The following is a 16,727-nucleotide window of genomic DNA, read 5'->3' as shown; positions in this document are numbered from 1 at the left end:
GCATTGTTCGCTGCCCGGCATGTGATACCATCAGCTAATAGTATAAGAACCACTATTCCCATGCTCCAGTTAGTTCAGTCAAACAAAATGGAAGTGCTGGCAGAAAGACTCTGCCAATGTTTGGCCCAGGCACAAGGGACCGAAGAGGATTGGTCAGTTGGCCAGACCATCCTGGTGCAAAGCCCCGGCATGGCCCAATGGTTAAAATTGCAGGTGGCCGAACGACTCGGTATTGCCGCTAACCTAGCATTTCCGTTGCCATCCAGCTTTATCTGGCAACTCTATACCCGCCTGATTCCTGATTTACCCAAAGACTCGGCCTTTTCCAAAGCGGCCATGACCTGGAAGCTGATGGGATTGTTACCCCAGCTTTGTCAGCAACCGGCTTTTGCCCCTGTCGCCGGCTATTTGCTGGGCGATGACGGTTTTAAGCTGTTTCAGCTCAGCCATAAGATTGCCGATGTGTTTGACCAATATCTGGTGTACCGGCCCGATTGGATTTTGGCCTGGGAGCAGGGCGAAGATCGGTTGCCCGATGTGGATATCGGTAAGCAGCCCTGGCAGCCGATTTTGTGGCGGGCCTTGGTGGACAAGACCAAAGCCTTGGGGGAGTCCCCCTGGCATCGGGCCAATTTGCACCAGGCCCTGCTGGAACGCTTGGCTCAGGCGGCACCCGATGATCTGCCCCAGGCTTTGTTTGTCTTCGGTATCTCAGCACTCCCCAAACAGCAATTAGAGGTGCTCAGCGCTTTGGCAGAGCATATTCCGGTTTACCTTTTCTGGTCGAACCCCAGCGAGCACTACTGGGGCGATGTGGTAGATCTGAAACGTAAGGCAAGGATGGATCTGAAACGCATCAATGGCGAGCAGGAAGCCAGTTGGCTGGATGTGGGCAATCCGCTGTTAAGCTCCTGGGGACGGTTGGGCCAGGAATTTTTAGATATGCTGCTTGAAGTGCCCATGCAGCAGCATGATGAATTTGTTGCGCCCAAGGCCAGCAGTTTGTTGAGTCACTTGCAGCAGGAAGTCTTCGACCTGACACACCGGGGCAGTAGCGCCCCTTTAAGCGCCGAAGAACTGCTGGGCCCGGGGACAGAATTCCCCAAGATTGCCATCCAGCCAGACGATCGCAGTTTGAGCTTGCACAGCTGCCACTCCCGGCAGCGCGAATTGGAAGTATTACACGACCAGTTGTTGGCGTTTTTAGATGCCCATCCGCAGTTACATCCCGGCGATATCGTGGTGATGATGCCGGATGTGGGCCAATACGCCGCGCTAATCCATGGCGTATTCGGTACCAAACCTAAAGAATTAAGCCTGCCTTATGCCATCTCTGATCGAGGGCTGGGCCAGGAATCGCCTCTCCTGGGGGCCTTTTTAACCCTGATGGGATTGCATAAACAGCGACTGACGCTGTCTGAGGTGCTGGATATCCTGCAAGTGCCGGCTATTGCCCGGCGCTTTACCATTGATGGCCAGGAATTTGAGCTGCTTAAACGCTGGTTGACGGATGCGGGAGTGCGCTGGGGGCTGGATGGCAAGGATAAGGCCCGCTGGGATTTACCCCCTGAAGCGCAAAATACCTGGCTGTTTGGTCTTGAGCGTTTGCTCTGTGGTTATGCCATGGATACCCCTCTGTATCAGGACGATTTTGGTCTGATCGCGCCCTTTGAAGATTTAGAAGGGCAGGCCAGCGCTGCCTTGGGCAAATTTATCGGTTTTATGCGGGTGATCACCTGGACGTTGGACCATTGCCAGAAGGAGGCTCCCTTATCCGATAAACTCGTCTTTGCCAGGGACCTGATTACCCGTTTGTTTGCGCCAGAGGATGAAGAAGAAACTTACCTGGTGCGTTTGCAGGAAGCGCTGGTGCTACTGGAACAACACCAGCCGCACTTTGACTGGCCCATCGCTCAGGACATTTTCCAGCAGGCCATCGATGAGCATTTGCAGGAGCGCGGGGTCGGTCAGCGCTTTTTAGCCGGGGCGATTAACTTTTGTACCCTGATGCCCATGCGTAGCATCCCCTTTAAACTGGTTTGCTTGCTGGGCATGAACGACGGCGATTATCCCCGTCAGGTGCTGCCCATGGGCTTTGATCTGATGCAGCACGCTAAGCCACGCCAGGGCGATCGTTCGCGCCGCCTGGACGACAAATATCTGTTTCTTGAAGCCTTGCTCTCGGCCCGCGAGGCCCTTTATATCAGTTACATAGGCAAGAGTGAGCGGGACAACAGTGAGCGTATGCCGTCAGTCTTGGTCAGCGAGTTGGTGGAGTACTGCCGGCAGGTGTATTGCCTCGACGGTGGGCAAGCGCAGGATGTGAAACATCATCTTTGCCGCCAGCATCCTTTGCAACCCTTTGCCAAAGACTATTTTCAAGGCGCTAATGAGCAAAACCTTCAGTCGAACCTTCAGCTGAGCTACCAGCCCCTTTGGCTTAACCTGGCCAAAACCCTGGAGCAGGGCGCTGCACCATCAGCGCCCTTTGTCGGTGCGCCGCTGTCGAACCTGACACCAGAGAGCGATATGGCCTATGAGGATTGGCTGAGTTTTTTCCAAAACCCGGCCAAAGGCTTTTTCCAACTGCGCTGGCAGGTTCAATTTAAAGCCGTTGCCGATGACATCGCCGATGAAGAGCCATTTGTGCTGTCGGGCTTGCCCCGCTACTTGCTGCGTGAAAAGTTGCTGAGCGGGCAAGATCAGGGTTCCCTGCTGACCCGCATGAGTGCACAGGGCGTGCTGCCCGTGGGGGAAAGCGGCAAACTGGCCTTAAACACCCTGCAAAGTGAATATCAGGCCTTAGCTTCGCAGCTACACAGCTTTGAAGGGACAGTATCGCCGCGGCGTATCAGTGTTGCCCTTGAGATTGACGGCCTGTTGATTCAGGGCCATCAGGATCGTGTGTTTGGCAGGCGTTTGGTGCTGTACCGCGCCGGCAAAGTAGCGGCAAAACATCGTTTGATGCTGTGGCTGCGGCTGTTGGTATTAAGCGCCCAGGGCGAAGCGCTGGATGAAGCGGTACTTGTCGGCCATGAGACAAAGCCCCTTGTGCTAGCCGCGCCCAGTCAGGAACAGGCCAGAGGGTATTTATCTGAATTTGTGACTGCCTGGCGTGAAGGTCATGCCAGGCCCTTGCCCTTTTTCGTGGAAACCGCCTGGTTGTGGCTGACAACAGGCGATAAAGACAAGTGTCTGGACAAATTTTACGGCAATCAAAACACAATGGGAGAAGGGCAGGAGCCCCATGTCAGGCGCTGCTTCCCACAGCTTGAGCCGGTATTTACGCAAAGCTGTGAATGGGCGGAGCGTTTACTCACAGGCCTTAAAGACAAGGAGTCAGCATGAAGTCCCTGGATATCGGCCGCTTCCCCCTTAACGGCCAGGCCCTGATTGAGGCCAGCGCCGGCACCGGCAAAACCTTTACCATCGTGCGCTTGTATTTGCGCCTGTTGCTTGGCCATGGTTGTGCGCCGCTTACCGTGGATCGCATTTTGGTGGTGACCTTTACCAACGCCGCCACGGCCGAACTTAAAAGCCGTATTCGTGAGCTGATACAGCAGGCGGCCATGGATTTTTATCTGGGCGCCAGCCAAGATCCTCTGATCCAGACCCTGATTGATGAGTTGCCTGATCGCACCGAGGCCTGCCAGCGGCTGTTTCTGGCGCTCAGGCAAATGGATGAAGCATCGGTCTTTACCATCCATGGTTTCAGCCAGCGTATGCTTACCCAACATGCCTTTGAAAGCGGTGCGGCTTATCAGCAAAGTCTGATCCTGGATGAATCGGCCTTTTTGCAACAGGCGGTTAACGATTACTGGCGCCGCCATGTGCAAACCCAATCTGCGACCCTGTTGCAACTGACGCTGGCCCAATGGGCTGAGCCCGGCGCCTTGCTGCGCCATATTCGCGGCCTGTTAAATCGCGATGCTAAAAGCCCGCCGCTGAAAAAGGCCCCACATGATCTGCTGCAAGACTATCAGTTGGCAGTAACCCAGCTTAAACGCTGGTGGTTGGATGAAAACATTGCTGACACCCTCAATAATGCCGCCCTCAGAGGCAATACGCTGCTGGGTAAAGGGGAGTTAGTGGCCGCCATGCAGGCGTTTTGTCAAAGTGGTGACCTGACTTTTTCTTTTGCTGAAAAGCATGGCTGGGATGCCTTTTTCCCTGAAAAAATCGAAAAAGCCCGTACCAAGAAAAGCCCGCAGATGGCGCATCTGGATTTTGCTCGCTTTGAACAGGTGCTGGCGTTACAACAATCCCTGGAGCAGGGACTGTTACTGCACCATAGTCATGAGTCGCTGATAAAAGTCAAAGCAGCCTTGGGAAAGGCCAAGGGGCTTCATCATGAACTCAGCCCCGATGATCTGTTGGTAAATTTAAGCCGGGCACTTGGCGGTGAACATGGCGAGGCCCTTATCAGTGCTATTCGCCAGCAGTATCCGGCAGCCATGATCGATGAGTTTCAGGACACCGATCCCATCCAGTTCGATATTTTTGGACGCATTTATGCGCCCGCCGGCAATGAATGTCTGATCATGATCGGCGATCCGAAGCAGGCAATCTATGCCTTTCGCGGTGCCGATATCTTTACCTATATCAAGGCCAAGCGTCAGGTACCAGAAGCGCAGCGCTTTACCCTGGATAAAAACTGGCGTTCACAACCGACCATGGTCAAGGCGGTAAATAGCCTGTTTAAACAAAGCGTCAGGGGGTTTTTGTTTAATCAGGATATTCCCTTTTCAGCGGTTGAACCCGGCCGTAAGCCAGAGCCGCTGATGGTCGATGGCAAGCCGCTTGTGGGACTGGCCTTCCACCATCTTCAGGGAGAAGGACCGCAGCCCTTTAGCCAGGTGCAATCGCTTTTGGCCCGCCACTGCGCTATGCAGATTGCAGCGCTGGTTAAGGCCGGTGCACAAGGCCAGGCGCGGCTGAAAGATCGCGCTCTGGTCCCGGGTGATTGTGCGGTGCTGGTGCGCGACCGCAACGAGGCAGCGCTGATAAAAGAGGCCTTGGCCGAGCTGAATATTGCCAGTGTGTTCTTAGTCAGGCGCAGCGTATTTGACACTGAGATCGCTGCCGACCTGTTGCTGTTGTTGCAAGCCCTGCATAGTCCGGCGGATGAGCAGGCGGTTAAGGCGGCGATGTTGAGCGCGATGGTGGGGTTATCTGGTGAGGACTTCGATACCTGGCTCAAGGATGACAACCGCTGGCAGCAACTGCTGTGGCAGTTTGCTCAGTGGCACCGTATCTGGCAGACCCAGGGCATAGCCGCGGCCTTGTATCAGGTGAGTACCAGCCTCAACCTGTTTGAATCTGTGCTTGGCAGTGGCAGTGGCAGTGGCAGTGGCGGTGACGGGCTGCGCCGGGTGACCGACCTTCGTCATCTGATTGAATTACTGCAGCAACAAGGCGCCGAGCTTGAAGGCGAAAGCCAACTTCTGCGCTGGTATCAGCAGCAAGTACAGGCTCCCGATCCAAACCATGAAGGTCAGCAGTTACGGCTGGAGACTGACGCCCAACTGGTGCAAATCATTACCATGCATGCCTGTAAGGGCCTGGAATATCCGCTGGTGTTTGTGCCTTTTGCCACCCGGGTTAATGAGCAGTTGGATCCTATTTATCATGATGAGCAGCATCAGCTTTGGGTGGACTTTTTAGCAGGTGAACAGGCATTGAAGAAAGCCCGTCAGGAGCGTCTGGCCGAGGATATCCGCCTTTTCTATGTAGCCCTGACCCGCTCAGTGCACTATTGCAGTTTAGGGGTCTGGGATCCTGCCGCCCGCTATGGCAAAGGCTCATTGCTGGGATTAAGCGCCTTGGGTAGTCTGCTGACAAAAGAAGGCGATGAGATCATTCCTTTGGCTGAGCGCTTGCAAGCACTGGCTCAGGAGCCTGGGATCACCTATCTGCCCATTGTTGCCAGCGCGCCTGTCCCCCTGGCGCCGGTAGCAGACAGTGAAACGGTGCAACTTACAAACGCCAGGCTCAGTCGCAGTGTTCGCCAAAGCTGGCGTTTGACCAGTTACTCGGCCATCAGTCTGGCTCAGGATCATTTGCCCGCGCCCGGACAGGATGAAGGCCGGGATATCGAACTGCCTGTGGATACCCCGCAAGTACGCTTGGATCGCTTTGGTTTTATCCGCGGTGCCAAGGCTGGTACGTTCTTGCATGGGGTGCTGGAGCAATGGGTGGAAGAGGGCAAGGCAGGGGACTTTGCATTACTGGTGGCGGAGCAAGGGCAAAAATACGGCATTGATGAAAGCTGGTGGCCGGTGGTCAGCCTTTGGCTTGAGGAAGTGGTGCAAACCCCGCTGTTTGACAGCCGTGCATTAACCTTGTCTCAGCTTGGGCGTACAAAGGTGGAACTGGAGTTTCACCTGCCTTTGGCAAGAGTCTCAGCCGGGGCCTTTAACCGGCTTGTGGAAAAGCACCTGCCTGGCTATGGCGCCCGCTATGACTTTGACAATCTTAACGGCATGCTAAAAGGCTTTATCGACTTGGTGTTTGAAGCCGACGGCAAGGTTTATGTGGCCGACTACAAGTCCAATCATCTGGGCAATAACTTTAGTGATTATCAGCAAGCGGCGCTGGAGCAGGCGATGGTCGCCCATGACTACCGTCTGCAGGCCATATTGTATTGCCTGGCCCTGCATCGCTTTTTATCAGTGCGCCGCGCCGATTATGACTATGACAAGGATATGGGCGGGGCCTGCTATTGGTTTATACGCGGTATGCACCCGGCCCATCCCGGTTGCGGCATTCTGACTATCCGCCCACCCAAGGCGCTGATTCTGGCCCTGGATGCCCTGTTTAATGGGGAGTCGCCCAAAGCCACCGAGATGGAACAATTATCTCTATGCTGAATATTTATTCTTATTTAAATCCTCTAGTGGCGGCGGGTTGGCTCAGTGAACTGGATGTCGCCCTGGGTGAATTTGTGGCCGAAAGGGAGGTTGAGAATAAACAGTCTTTAGGTTTGGTGGCCGCCGTCTTAAGCCAGGAGCTAAGTGCCCAGCATGTGTGTTTGTCGCTCGATGCGCTGTTACACAAGGTCAATGAGGGATTGACGCTGTTGCACCAGTCGCCGCTGACACTAGCTGCCCTTGGCGTCATGCTGGATAAGGCAAGGTGCATCGCCAGCGCAGATGGCGGGCAGTTATCCGTAGACAAGCCGCTGGTGAAAGAGGGGCAGGATCTGTACCTGCAGCGCTATTGGCAATACGAAACCCGGTTGGCGGCGGCGATCCTGGCATTAAGCAAAGAAACCCTGGTGGTAGACCCATCTGCTTGCCGGGCCTTGCTGTTGGGGCTTTTTCCTCCCTCGGAAGGTATCGACTGGCAAAAGGTGGCGGTGCTGTTGGCGATCAGTCGCCGTTTTTGTGTGATCACCGGTGGCCCCGGCACCGGTAAAACCACCACAGTCACCCGCCTGATGGCGCTGGTGCAGGGCCTGGCCAAGGCGCAGGGAAAGCCCCTTCGCATCGCCCTGGCCGCTCCCACTGGCAAGGCAGCGGCAAGACTCAGTGAATCTATCGGCGCCGCCAAGGCCAAATTGCCGACAGAACTGTCGGCCGATATTCCCGAGCAGGCCCAGACCCTGCATCGTTTGCTGGGCGTTATCCCCAACAGCGTGCATTTTCGGCATAACAGCGATAATCCGTTGGCGCTGGATATGCTGATCCTGGATGAAGCCTCGATGGTGGATTTACCGCTGATGGCCAAGCTCTTTGTTGCGCTGCCCAGTCATGCCCGTTTGGTGATGCTGGGTGACCGTCAACAGTTGGCCTCCGTAGAGGTGGGCACGGTGCTGGCCGATATATGCCAAAGCCTGGGCGAGCCCTTTGCACAAAGCTCCCTCGGCCAATTTAGTCAACAGACCTGTAAGCTGATTAAAGACCTGGGAGGCCCTGACCTACCGGCATGCGATACAGCGCAAAGCCGGTTGCAGGATAATGTGGTGATGCTGACCCACAGCCACCGTTTTGGCGCCGACAGCGGTATTGGTAAGCTGGCCATGCTCACCAATAGCGGCGATAGCCAGGGCCTGAACGCCTTTTTGCAGCAACCATCAGAGGATGTGCTGTGGCAAGCCAAACCAAGGCAAAGCCACCTGCTCGATATCTTATGCCAAAGCTTGCAAGACTACTTTAAAGCCATCGATAACGGTGATATCCGTGAAGCCTTTGCCTGCCTTGCTCGTCAGCAAGTGCTCTGCGCCACCCGTAAAGGCCCCTGGGGCACCGAACAGCTCAATGCCCAGGTGCAACTGGCGCTGACGCAGCGCGGCTGGATCCGTCCCCAACAGGATTTTTACCCCGGCCGCCCGCTAATGGTCAGTCAAAACGATTACCGCGTAAGGCTTTTTAACGGCGATATCGGCATCTGTATGGCCGATAGGGAAGGCATGCTTAAAGTCTGGTTTATGGATAGCCAGGGCGAGCTGAAAGGCCTGCTCCCCAGCCGTGTACCGCCACACCAAACTCTTTACGCCATGACCATCCATAAAAGCCAGGGCAGCGAATTTGAGCACGCCATCCTCGCCTTGGGTGAACAAAGCAATGAACTCCTAAGCCGGGAACTGTTGTATACCGGCATTACCCGGGCCAAAAAGCAGGTTAGTCTGTACGCCAGTTCACAAGTGTTAAATCAAGCGGTCCAGCGGCGCTGTATGCGCGGCTCGGGGTTAGCCAGCAGGCTTGGCGAATCGGTAAGATATGAGGGATAACAGTTACGAGTAACGAGCTTCGAGTGACGAGCGGGGCAGAGTGGTCTGAAAGTTCAGTGAGAGAATAATTAGTCTGATGGCCCTGAGTCCGAGAACAGCGCTTCTCAAAGTTAGCACTGTCATGCCCGAAGTCGTTATCGGGCATCCATTTGGATTGAGGTTTGATTGCTTCGCCTATTTGGCAATGTGTAAATAGCAGCTTGCCACTCATTCCTGATCATAATGCCCACCAATAGCGAAGATATAGATAGCATGATCATCAAAGCGGTAGATAAGGCGGTCTTTTTGGGAAATGCGTTTTGACCAGAAACCGGTGAGGTTATGTTTTAGTGGTTCGGGCTTAACCAGACCGCTGGCGGGGTCGGCTTTGAGCATTTCTTTTAGCAGCTTGCATAATGCCTTACACAACCGCATATCTTAATCACCATGGCTTCACAGGCTTGCCAGGTATTACCTTCAAAGACCAGTGATCTCATTCATTTTCTCTTCCGTGGGCCTATAGCCTTGTCCCTTGTTGTGGGTCTGTAATGAGTCAGCTATTTGCCGCATCAGGCTTTTGTTTTGCAGCACACGCAGGGTTTCCTGCTCTCTTTCCCAGTCATCGGCGCTCACCACCACAAAGGCCTTACCGGCGCGACGGGTGACCTTAAGCGGTTCATGGCGGCTAACCACTTGTTCGACAACGGCTTTCAGATTGTCTCTGAATTTATTTATGCTGATTGTCTCCATAAGGTCACCAAAATCTACGGAAATGCCGTACAAATATAATCCAATTAAACAGTTTCACGAAGTACGGCTTGCGTCTCAGTTAGTACAATTTTCCTGCAACTCGCAACTCGCAACTCGCAACACTTAAAGCCCGACCACCCGCTGTACGCTCCAAATTAATCCAATGCAGGCAATAGCGGCACTGGCGGGTATGGCAATAAGTTCTCGATACCAGCCTTTAACGTAAGTGCGGTGCAGTAGCAGCAGGGCCAGGGCGACAACACTGAGTTGTCCAAGCTCTACGCCCAGATTAAAGGCGATCAGAGCACTGAGTTGCTGATGCGCTGGTATCCCCAGCTCAGTCAGTACCCCCGCAAATCCCATTCCATGTACTAAGCCAAAAGCAAATACCACCAGCGTGCGCCAGGGATGCAGTTTACTGGTGTAGAGGTTCTCAGCGGCAATAAACACAATGGACAGGGCAATTAAGGGCTCCACAATGTTGGCCGGCAGGTTAATCACACCATACACCGATAGCGCCAGGGTGAAGGTATGGGCAAGGGTAAAGGCGCTGATCTGCCATATCAGCGGTTTAAGCCGCTGGCTCAGGAGAAACAGACCCAGTACAAAAAGGATATGATCCAGGCCTTTAGGCACAATGTGTACAAAGCCCAGCTGGATATACCTGCCTGCAACAGCCAGCCAGCTTTGCTGTGTAGTGGCTTGGCCCAGCAAATTGGGTGTCTGCTCGCCGGGAGCGATATGCAAACGCGCAATGGTCACGGTTTTCAGCGCCACCTGATTGAGGGCATCGGGAAAGCGGACAACCAGCTCTTGTTGCTTGTCAGTGAGATGTCCAGAGAGCCTTACCAAAAAGGCCGGTTCTTGTTGCAGCGTGGTTTTTACCTGCAACTGCGTACGGAAAGTTTCCAGCGACGGAAAACTTAAGGAGTAGGCAATGGGATCACCCTGTTGATCCCGCAGTTGCAGCTCTTGCAACAGCCGCTGTTGTCCGGCCTGTAGTATTGCAAAGAGCGTAGATTCGGGTGCATCAGGCAGATCCTCAATACGCAGATTCTCCTTGGCCAACTCCGGCGCCAGAAAATTCAAGGCATCAAAATTCAGCAGCTCCAGGCGAAACTGGCGATCTTCATCGAAGGTCAGCCTGGCCTGGGTAACCCCATCGGTATGAGCCAGGGCCTTGCCGTTGGCAAGGCCCAGCTGCAGTGCAATCAAGAGTGGGATCAGGTACTTCATAGCTGCTACTGCGGGGCCCGGCCGTTCCAGGGAATTTGCGGTTCGTTGTTATAGCAACCGACGTTATAAGGGAAATCGTAAGTCCAGTGGTAGTGGTACATATCCCGCAGTTCACCGTCCCATTCAATTTCGTGGCTATGGCCATGGCATTGGTCAAGGTCGGCGGAAGACAGCACTTCGCCGTCTTCGCCGCGGGGACCGAAGATGCCAAAGCCGTCCATGATATAGCCCATCAGTGCCGAGTGGCCGCCATTGTCGGGGTCCAGTTCATCCAGCACACATTGCGACATATAGTGGTAATGATAGGTTGAGGTGCCGTCGGCATGGCCTCCGCAGGCATCCAGGATTTCAAATGCCGCGGCATCGGTACCCAAGGTGGAAGAGCCGTGATAGATGGCCGCGCCGGTCAGGGAGATTCCGGTGGCGCCAAAGCCAACGCATAGGGGCTGCTCGCTCTTTTGCGGCACAGCATCGAAGGTCAGTTTGACATCGTGCTCGCTGATCACACTGGGGTTTCTGTCGTAGTTGTAGGCAATGGTACCGGGCTCAATGGGGAAGGTGCCCATGGCGGTGGTGGGGAGTGCATTGCCGGTGACCAGACGCTTATCACCGTCGATGATCACGGTGAATTCACTGAGCGCGTAGTTCTCGCCTTCCACCTGGGGTTTGATAATGTAGTTCCACGTACCATCGGCATTGATCCAGTCATCGGAAGCCGCTGCGCCGGCGCCATCTGGTGGTACCCCGCACAGCCACAACTTGCCCGCTTGCGGCGATTCGTCACCTTGGCTGCGATCTAAAATCAGGCTGTCGCCGACCGGCAGATGGGTGAGGTCGGCGCCTACGCGTTCATCTAAACAATGGATTGCTATCTGCGACACATCGCCGCTGACGGTGCCTGTGCCGTTATCAATGGTACAACTATGGAATGCGGGTGTGGTACTGATCGCCAGGGTATAGCTATCGCCGGGCGCCATCTGTGCTTGCATTGAAAACGCGGTGGCACCTGCTCCAAGGTAAAGGGATTGATTGCCCAGTGATAGCTCCAGACCGCTCTCATGTAAGCCGAAGAGGGTTCCTGAGAATGTATAGGACTGCAACTGGGGTTGCTGGTTAACGTCGTCCATTGCTGTTGAATCTGTTGAAGAACCGCCACAACCGGACAACAAAGCGGCCATTACTATGCCTGCAACCTTTCTCATTTCCGCACTCCATCCTACGCATCAATTAAGGAGTGGGGATTATAAGAAGTGCCAGGTAAAGAAACGTCCGGGCAATGTAAAGCTGATGTAAAGATTACCGGCTGCGCTCAGTGCCCTGAAAGGTCAGTAGCGAACTCTGTCATTCGAAGAAAATGGTGACTGAGACAAACTTGATGCTCAGGGGAGTGTTGGATTGTGAGCAGCGTCACCCTTAGTCTCCCCGATTAGCCTTTTCTTTCACCTAATTCCTGTTCGACAACGCTTTTCTAATTGTCTCTGAATTTAGCCACGCAGGCTTTACATACAAGGTCACAACGTTTCCCAAGTCGCTAAGCAAATAAGACACTAATCCCAGGATTAAGACCGTTTGCCGTAAGCGCATTTGAGGTGTGATTGGCCTTTGTTATAAGACCGATGGATATTTTTGGATAACCCCATTTTTTCTTTTTCAAAGGACGATGAATGTTCCCTTTTAGAAATCTGTTGCAGTTCCTGCTGATGTGCTGTGTTTTTTCCGGTCCCGCGCTGGCCGCATCGCAAACCCCATATACCCTTGAATTGGGTGTTACCCACACACTTGACTCCAGGCATCAGGCCGAGCAGCGGCGTGTTCATGTATACCTGCCAGAAGGATATGCAGACTCTGGCACGACCTATCCAGTGTTGTATCTGCTTGATGGCGAAAGGCATTTTGTACATTCGATCATGGCCAGTCGATTATTGGCGGAACAACAGCGTACCCCTCAGATGGTCATTGTGGCGATAACCAATAATGACGATACGCGTAGCCGTGACTTGTATTTTGAGAGGGATAAATTTACCGCTTTTATTCAAGAGGAACTGATGCCCCATATCCAGAGTCGCTATCGCGTATCTGGCGAAAATGTTCTTTACGGGCATTCATTAGCCGGCCAGTTTGCCATGCATCTGCTTGCCAACGAGCCTGAACTGTTTGACCGTTTTATTGTGGCCAGCCCACCACTAAAGGGCATTGTGGATGACGTTTACAATAAGTTGCTGCAGCAGGGAAAGCAGGCCGCTGCCACCTCTAAAGTTCTGTACATGTCGCTGGCAAACCAGGAGCAAGAAGATGCCAATGCCTTTGATGGTGTGCACGCATTGGTAACGCAATTAGAGAAGGAGGCCATAGGTCATCTAAGGTGGCACTATGAATACCTTGATAAGGAAAGCCATATAACCGGCTATTACCCCAGTCTGTTTAATGGGCTAACTGCAGTGTTTGCTGATGAGAAAATCAGCCACTAGAAGAATGCATGGATTGTGGGGCTGCAATCTATAGTCTACTTCCGGACGATACGGCCCTTAACGGCTGCGGCCAATACCCTGAAAGGTCAGTAGCGGCCCCAGTAACTCGAAGATAATGGTGGCGGCAACGGTCACTGAGACTAATTGGTCTTGATACTCGGGGTAGTATTGTGCCGCGAGCAGGGCCATGCCCATGGCCACCCCGGCCTGCGGCAAGAGGGAGAGGCCCAGCCAGGGTTTTTGACTATTGGGAAGCTCGGATTGGGGAACCAGCAGGGCGGAGATCACCCGCCCGACAATGCGCATCAGCACATAGGCCAGCAGAATATCGCCCACCAGCCATAGCTGGCTAAGTGAGGCGCTGGCCCCCGCCAGGATAAAAAACAGAATCAGCATGGGTTGTTCAATAAACTCGATATCATGCAAATGCTCCTGGGACTCTTTGGCGCGGTTAACCACCACCAAGCCCATCACCATGGCCGAGAGCAGAAATGACACGTGCAGATAAAGCGCCAGGCCGCCGCATAGCAGGATAAGGCCCAGGGATTCCACAAACACATTGTCACGCTCTTGTTTCAAGTTGAGTAAAAACACCAGCAGTAGCCCCATCAGGCAACCCAGCACCAGCGCCCCACCGATTTCCCAAAGCATATCCACCATGGGGGAGATAAAAGTGTCGCTGCCAAACCAGGCCAGCGCAGCAATCACCAGTGAAAACAGAATCAGCCCCGCGGCATCATCTAAGGCCACCACTCCCTCCAGAATCCGGGTAAAGCGATTGTTAACCCCAGTTTGCCGAATAACATCATAGGTAGCTGCCGGATCGGTGGCTGATGCCAGCACTCCAAATATCAGGGCCAACGGCAGGGGCATGCCCAAGACATAAAGACCCAACGCCACCAAAGCAAAAGTGCCAAAGGTCACACTAAGGGTAATCAGGGTCACGCTTTTGGCATAGCGGCGCAGGTAAGAGAGAGTAAGCTTGGTACCAAGCAAATAGCCAATTATCAGCAAGGTGACTGAACTGATGCTGTTAAACCACTCTGTGGCCTGACCGTTTAAACGCTCCCCAGTGGCTTGTGACAACAAAATGCCGCTTAGGATAAAAAGCGAGGCTCTGGGGATATGGAAGCGGCTCGCTAGCGGGCTGATCAGCAGGGTGATCAGAAAAAAGCCGCCTACCAGCAATAACCAGCTTGCCTGTTTGTCCATTGAGTTCCCTTATTGTTATTGGTTAATTAAAGCAGGAAATCGGGAAAATAAACCGGTGCTGGATCAAGCTTTTGCGAGGCTTTACTAGAAAACACTGTGGTAATTAGCGGATTTTGCTTGGACAGATTCCCACTTACAACATGTGGGAATGACGGCGCTACTGATTGTCCATCTCAGTGGGTCATGCCCGAATGTTGTAATCGGGCATCTATTGGGTAATGGCGGGTTTGATTCCCGCTAACAGCTTGCGGAAATGTTCCCACTTACGACATGTGGGAATGACGGCGCTGCTGACTTTCTATCTTAGTGGGTCATGCCCGAATGGGGTAATCGGGCATCTATTGGAGAATGATGTTAGGTAGGATTCCCACTTACGACATGTGGGAATGTTCCCACTTACAACATGTGGGAATGACGGCGCTACTGATTGTCTATCTCAGTGGGTCATGCCCGAATGGGGTAATCGGGCATCTATTGAAAAAGTAGTGTTACGCTGGATGCTCGATCCCGATATATGGGGGCTACTGATACAACATAAAAAAGCCCGGCGGGTGCCGGGCTGTTTGTTGTTTTGAGTATCACATATTCGGATAGTTAGGGCCGCCGGCGCCCTCAGGTACCACCCAGCGAATATTCTGAGTCGGATCTTTAATATCACAGGTTTTGCAGTGCACGCAGTTTTGCGCGTTGATCTGCAGGCGCGGTGTACCTGCTTCCTCAACGATTTCATACACGCCGGCAGGGCAGTAGCGCTGAGCCGGTTCATCGTATTTCGCCAGGTTGACCTTGACCGGGATGCTGTCGTCTTTGAGTTGCAGGTGACAAGGCTGATCTTCTTCATGGTTGGTGTTGGATAAAAACACCGAAGACAGCTTATCAAAGCTCAGCACCCCGTCCGGCTTGGGATAGCGGATGGACTGGCACTGATCTTTGCTTTTCAGCTGCAGATGATCGGCGCTGTCATCCTTAAGGGTGGTGGGGAATTTGCCGCCAAACCAGTTTTGCTCCAGGGTATTGAAAGCACCGCCTAAGAAAGTACCGAACTTATGCAGGGCAGGGCCGAAGTTACGGGAGCGGTACAGCTCATCGTACAGCCAGCTGTCTTTAAACTTGTCTTCGTATTCGGTCAGATCGGCGCCTAGCTTGTCAGCACTAATGGCCTCAAACAGGGTTTCGGCGGCAAGCAGGCCTGACTTCATGGCCGTATGGTTGCCCTTAATTTTGGCAAAGTTCAGGGTACCGGCATCACAGCCAACCAGAATACCGCCGGGGAAGGTCATCTTCGGCAGGGAGTTAAAACCGCCCTTGGTAATGGCGCGGGCACCGTAGGCCACACGTTTGCCGCCTTCGAGATACTGCTTATACACCGGATGGTGCTTTAAGCGCTGGAATTCATCGAAGGGGCTTAAATAGGGATTGCTGTAGTTAAGATCCACAATCAGGCCCACAAACACCTGGTTATTTTCGGCGTGATACAGATAACCGCCGCCTGTGGCCTCGTCTAATGGCCAGCCGCCGCTATGCACCACCAGGCCTTCCTGATGTTTGGCCGGGTCGATATCCCAGATTTCCTTAAAGCCGATACCGTAATGTTGGGGCGATTTGCCTTTATCCAGTTCAAATTTCTCAATCAGCGCTTTGCCTAAATGACCACGGCAGCCCTCGGCAAACACGGTATATTTGGCGCGAAGTTCCATGCCGGGTACAAAGCTGTCTTTAGGCTTGCCATCGGCACCCACGCCCATATCACCGGTGATTACACCGGCCACGGCGCCGTTGTCGTCATACAGCACCTCGGCGGCGGCGAAACCGGGGAAAACTTCCACTCCCAGGCTTTCGGCCTGTTCGGCCAACCAGCGACAGACATTGCCCATGCTGGCAATATAGTTACCTTCGTTATGCATGGTTTTTGGCGTGCTAAAGCCGGGTAGCTTGGTGGCCTTTTCTTCGCTACGCAGCAGATAGATATGATCTTCGGTGACTTTGGTGGTCAGCGGCGCGCCTTTTTCCAGGTAATCGGGGAAGAGTTCGGCCAGGGCGCGGGGCTCAAATACGGCGCCGGAAAGGATATGGGCGCCTACCTCAGAGCCTTTTTCTACTACGCATATCATCAGCTCTTGTTGCTTGTCTTTGGCCAGCTGGGCCAGGCGGCACGCAGTGGAGAGGCCCGCAGGACCTGCGCCGACGATAACAACATCAAACTCCATGGATTCTCTTTCCACCGCATCGCTCCTGTAACAAAAGGGAAAATACCGGGTTAATAATACATAAAGCCGGGATTAAAATGGTGTAAATTACTGTGCGCGCCCAAAAGGGTACGGTTGGTTGACGTTTACGTCAACAGTAAGTAC

10 protein-coding genes are annotated in these 16,727 nt (G+C 53.6%); 4 read left to right on the top strand and 6 right to left on the bottom strand.

All coding sequences use genetic code 11. The annotated features are described in order from the left end of the window. Positions 1 to 60: 60 nt before the first annotated feature. From recC to recD, 3 genes are read left to right on the top strand one after another with little or no spacing between them, the layout of a single operon-like run. Positions 61 to 3,348 carry an exodeoxyribonuclease V subunit gamma gene (gene recC, locus P2G88_RS16310; protein ID WP_275797885.1) on the top strand — a complete coding sequence of 1,096 codons (3,288 nt, stop codon included), beginning with the start codon at positions 61 to 63 and terminating at the stop codon, positions 3,346 to 3,348. Next, positions 3,345 to 6,869: an exodeoxyribonuclease V subunit beta gene (recB, locus tag P2G88_RS16305; RefSeq protein ID WP_275797883.1), complete on the top strand. Its 3,525-nt coding sequence runs from the start codon at positions 3,345 to 3,347 to the stop codon at positions 6,867 to 6,869. The genes recC and recB overlap by 4 nt, the downstream gene beginning before the upstream one ends. After that, the gene (gene recD / locus P2G88_RS16300) at positions 6,863 to 8,731 is read left to right on the top strand and encodes an exodeoxyribonuclease V subunit alpha (RefSeq protein ID WP_275797881.1); all 1,869 of its coding nucleotides are present in this window, start codon (positions 6,863 to 6,865) and stop codon (positions 8,729 to 8,731) included. The genes recB and recD overlap by 7 nt, the downstream gene beginning before the upstream one ends. A 207-nt stretch (positions 8,732 to 8,938) precedes the next feature. Here recD and P2G88_RS16295 read toward each other — a convergent pair whose 3' ends face one another. The 4 genes from P2G88_RS16295 to P2G88_RS16280 form a co-directional block, all read right to left on the bottom strand. Further along, positions 8,939 to 9,145 (bottom strand): Txe/YoeB family addiction module toxin, encoded by a 207-nt coding sequence (locus P2G88_RS16295; RefSeq protein ID WP_275797879.1) that lies wholly within the window; start codon positions 9,143 to 9,145, stop codon positions 8,939 to 8,941. Between the two features lie 42 nt (positions 9,146 to 9,187). Further along, positions 9,188 to 9,460 (bottom strand): type II toxin-antitoxin system Phd/YefM family antitoxin, encoded by a 273-nt coding sequence (locus P2G88_RS16290; RefSeq protein WP_275797877.1) that lies wholly within the window; start codon positions 9,458 to 9,460, stop codon positions 9,188 to 9,190. 123 nt (positions 9,461 to 9,583) lie between these two features. Further along, positions 9,584 to 10,696: a HupE/UreJ family protein gene (locus tag P2G88_RS16285; protein ID WP_275797875.1), complete on the bottom strand. Its 1,113-nt coding sequence runs from the start codon at positions 10,694 to 10,696 to the stop codon at positions 9,584 to 9,586. A 5-nt stretch (positions 10,697 to 10,701) separates the two neighbouring features. Further along, the gene (locus P2G88_RS16280) at positions 10,702 to 11,898 is read right to left on the bottom strand and encodes a YHYH protein (RefSeq protein ID WP_275797872.1); all 1,197 of its coding nucleotides are present in this window, start codon (positions 11,896 to 11,898) and stop codon (positions 10,702 to 10,704) included. A gap of 462 nt (positions 11,899 to 12,360) precedes the next feature. Between P2G88_RS16280 and P2G88_RS16275 the strand changes: the two genes are divergently transcribed. Next, complete coding sequence (locus P2G88_RS16275; RefSeq protein ID WP_275797870.1) at positions 12,361 to 13,164, top strand: alpha/beta hydrolase-fold protein; 804 nt, start codon at positions 12,361 to 12,363, stop codon at positions 13,162 to 13,164. 57 nt (positions 13,165 to 13,221) lie between these two features. Here P2G88_RS16275 and P2G88_RS16270 read toward each other — a convergent pair whose 3' ends face one another. Both P2G88_RS16270 and P2G88_RS16265 read right to left on the bottom strand, forming a co-directional pair. Beyond that, positions 13,222 to 14,376, bottom strand: a complete 1,155-nt coding sequence (locus tag P2G88_RS16270; RefSeq protein WP_275797868.1) for a cation:proton antiporter — start codon at positions 14,374 to 14,376, stop codon at positions 13,222 to 13,224. A 578-nt stretch (positions 14,377 to 14,954) separates the two neighbouring features. Next, positions 14,955 to 16,598 (bottom strand): electron transfer flavoprotein-ubiquinone oxidoreductase, encoded by a 1,644-nt coding sequence (locus P2G88_RS16265; RefSeq protein WP_275797866.1) that lies wholly within the window; start codon positions 16,596 to 16,598, stop codon positions 14,955 to 14,957. Positions 16,599 to 16,727 lie beyond the last annotated feature (129 nt).

Source organism: Aliiglaciecola sp. CAU 1673 (genome assembly GCF_029223185.1).
GTDB lineage: Bacteria > Pseudomonadota > Gammaproteobacteria > Enterobacterales > Alteromonadaceae > Bowmanella.
Note: the sequence above shows the minus strand (reverse complement) of the source record. Positions and strands in the feature narration are given on the sequence as shown.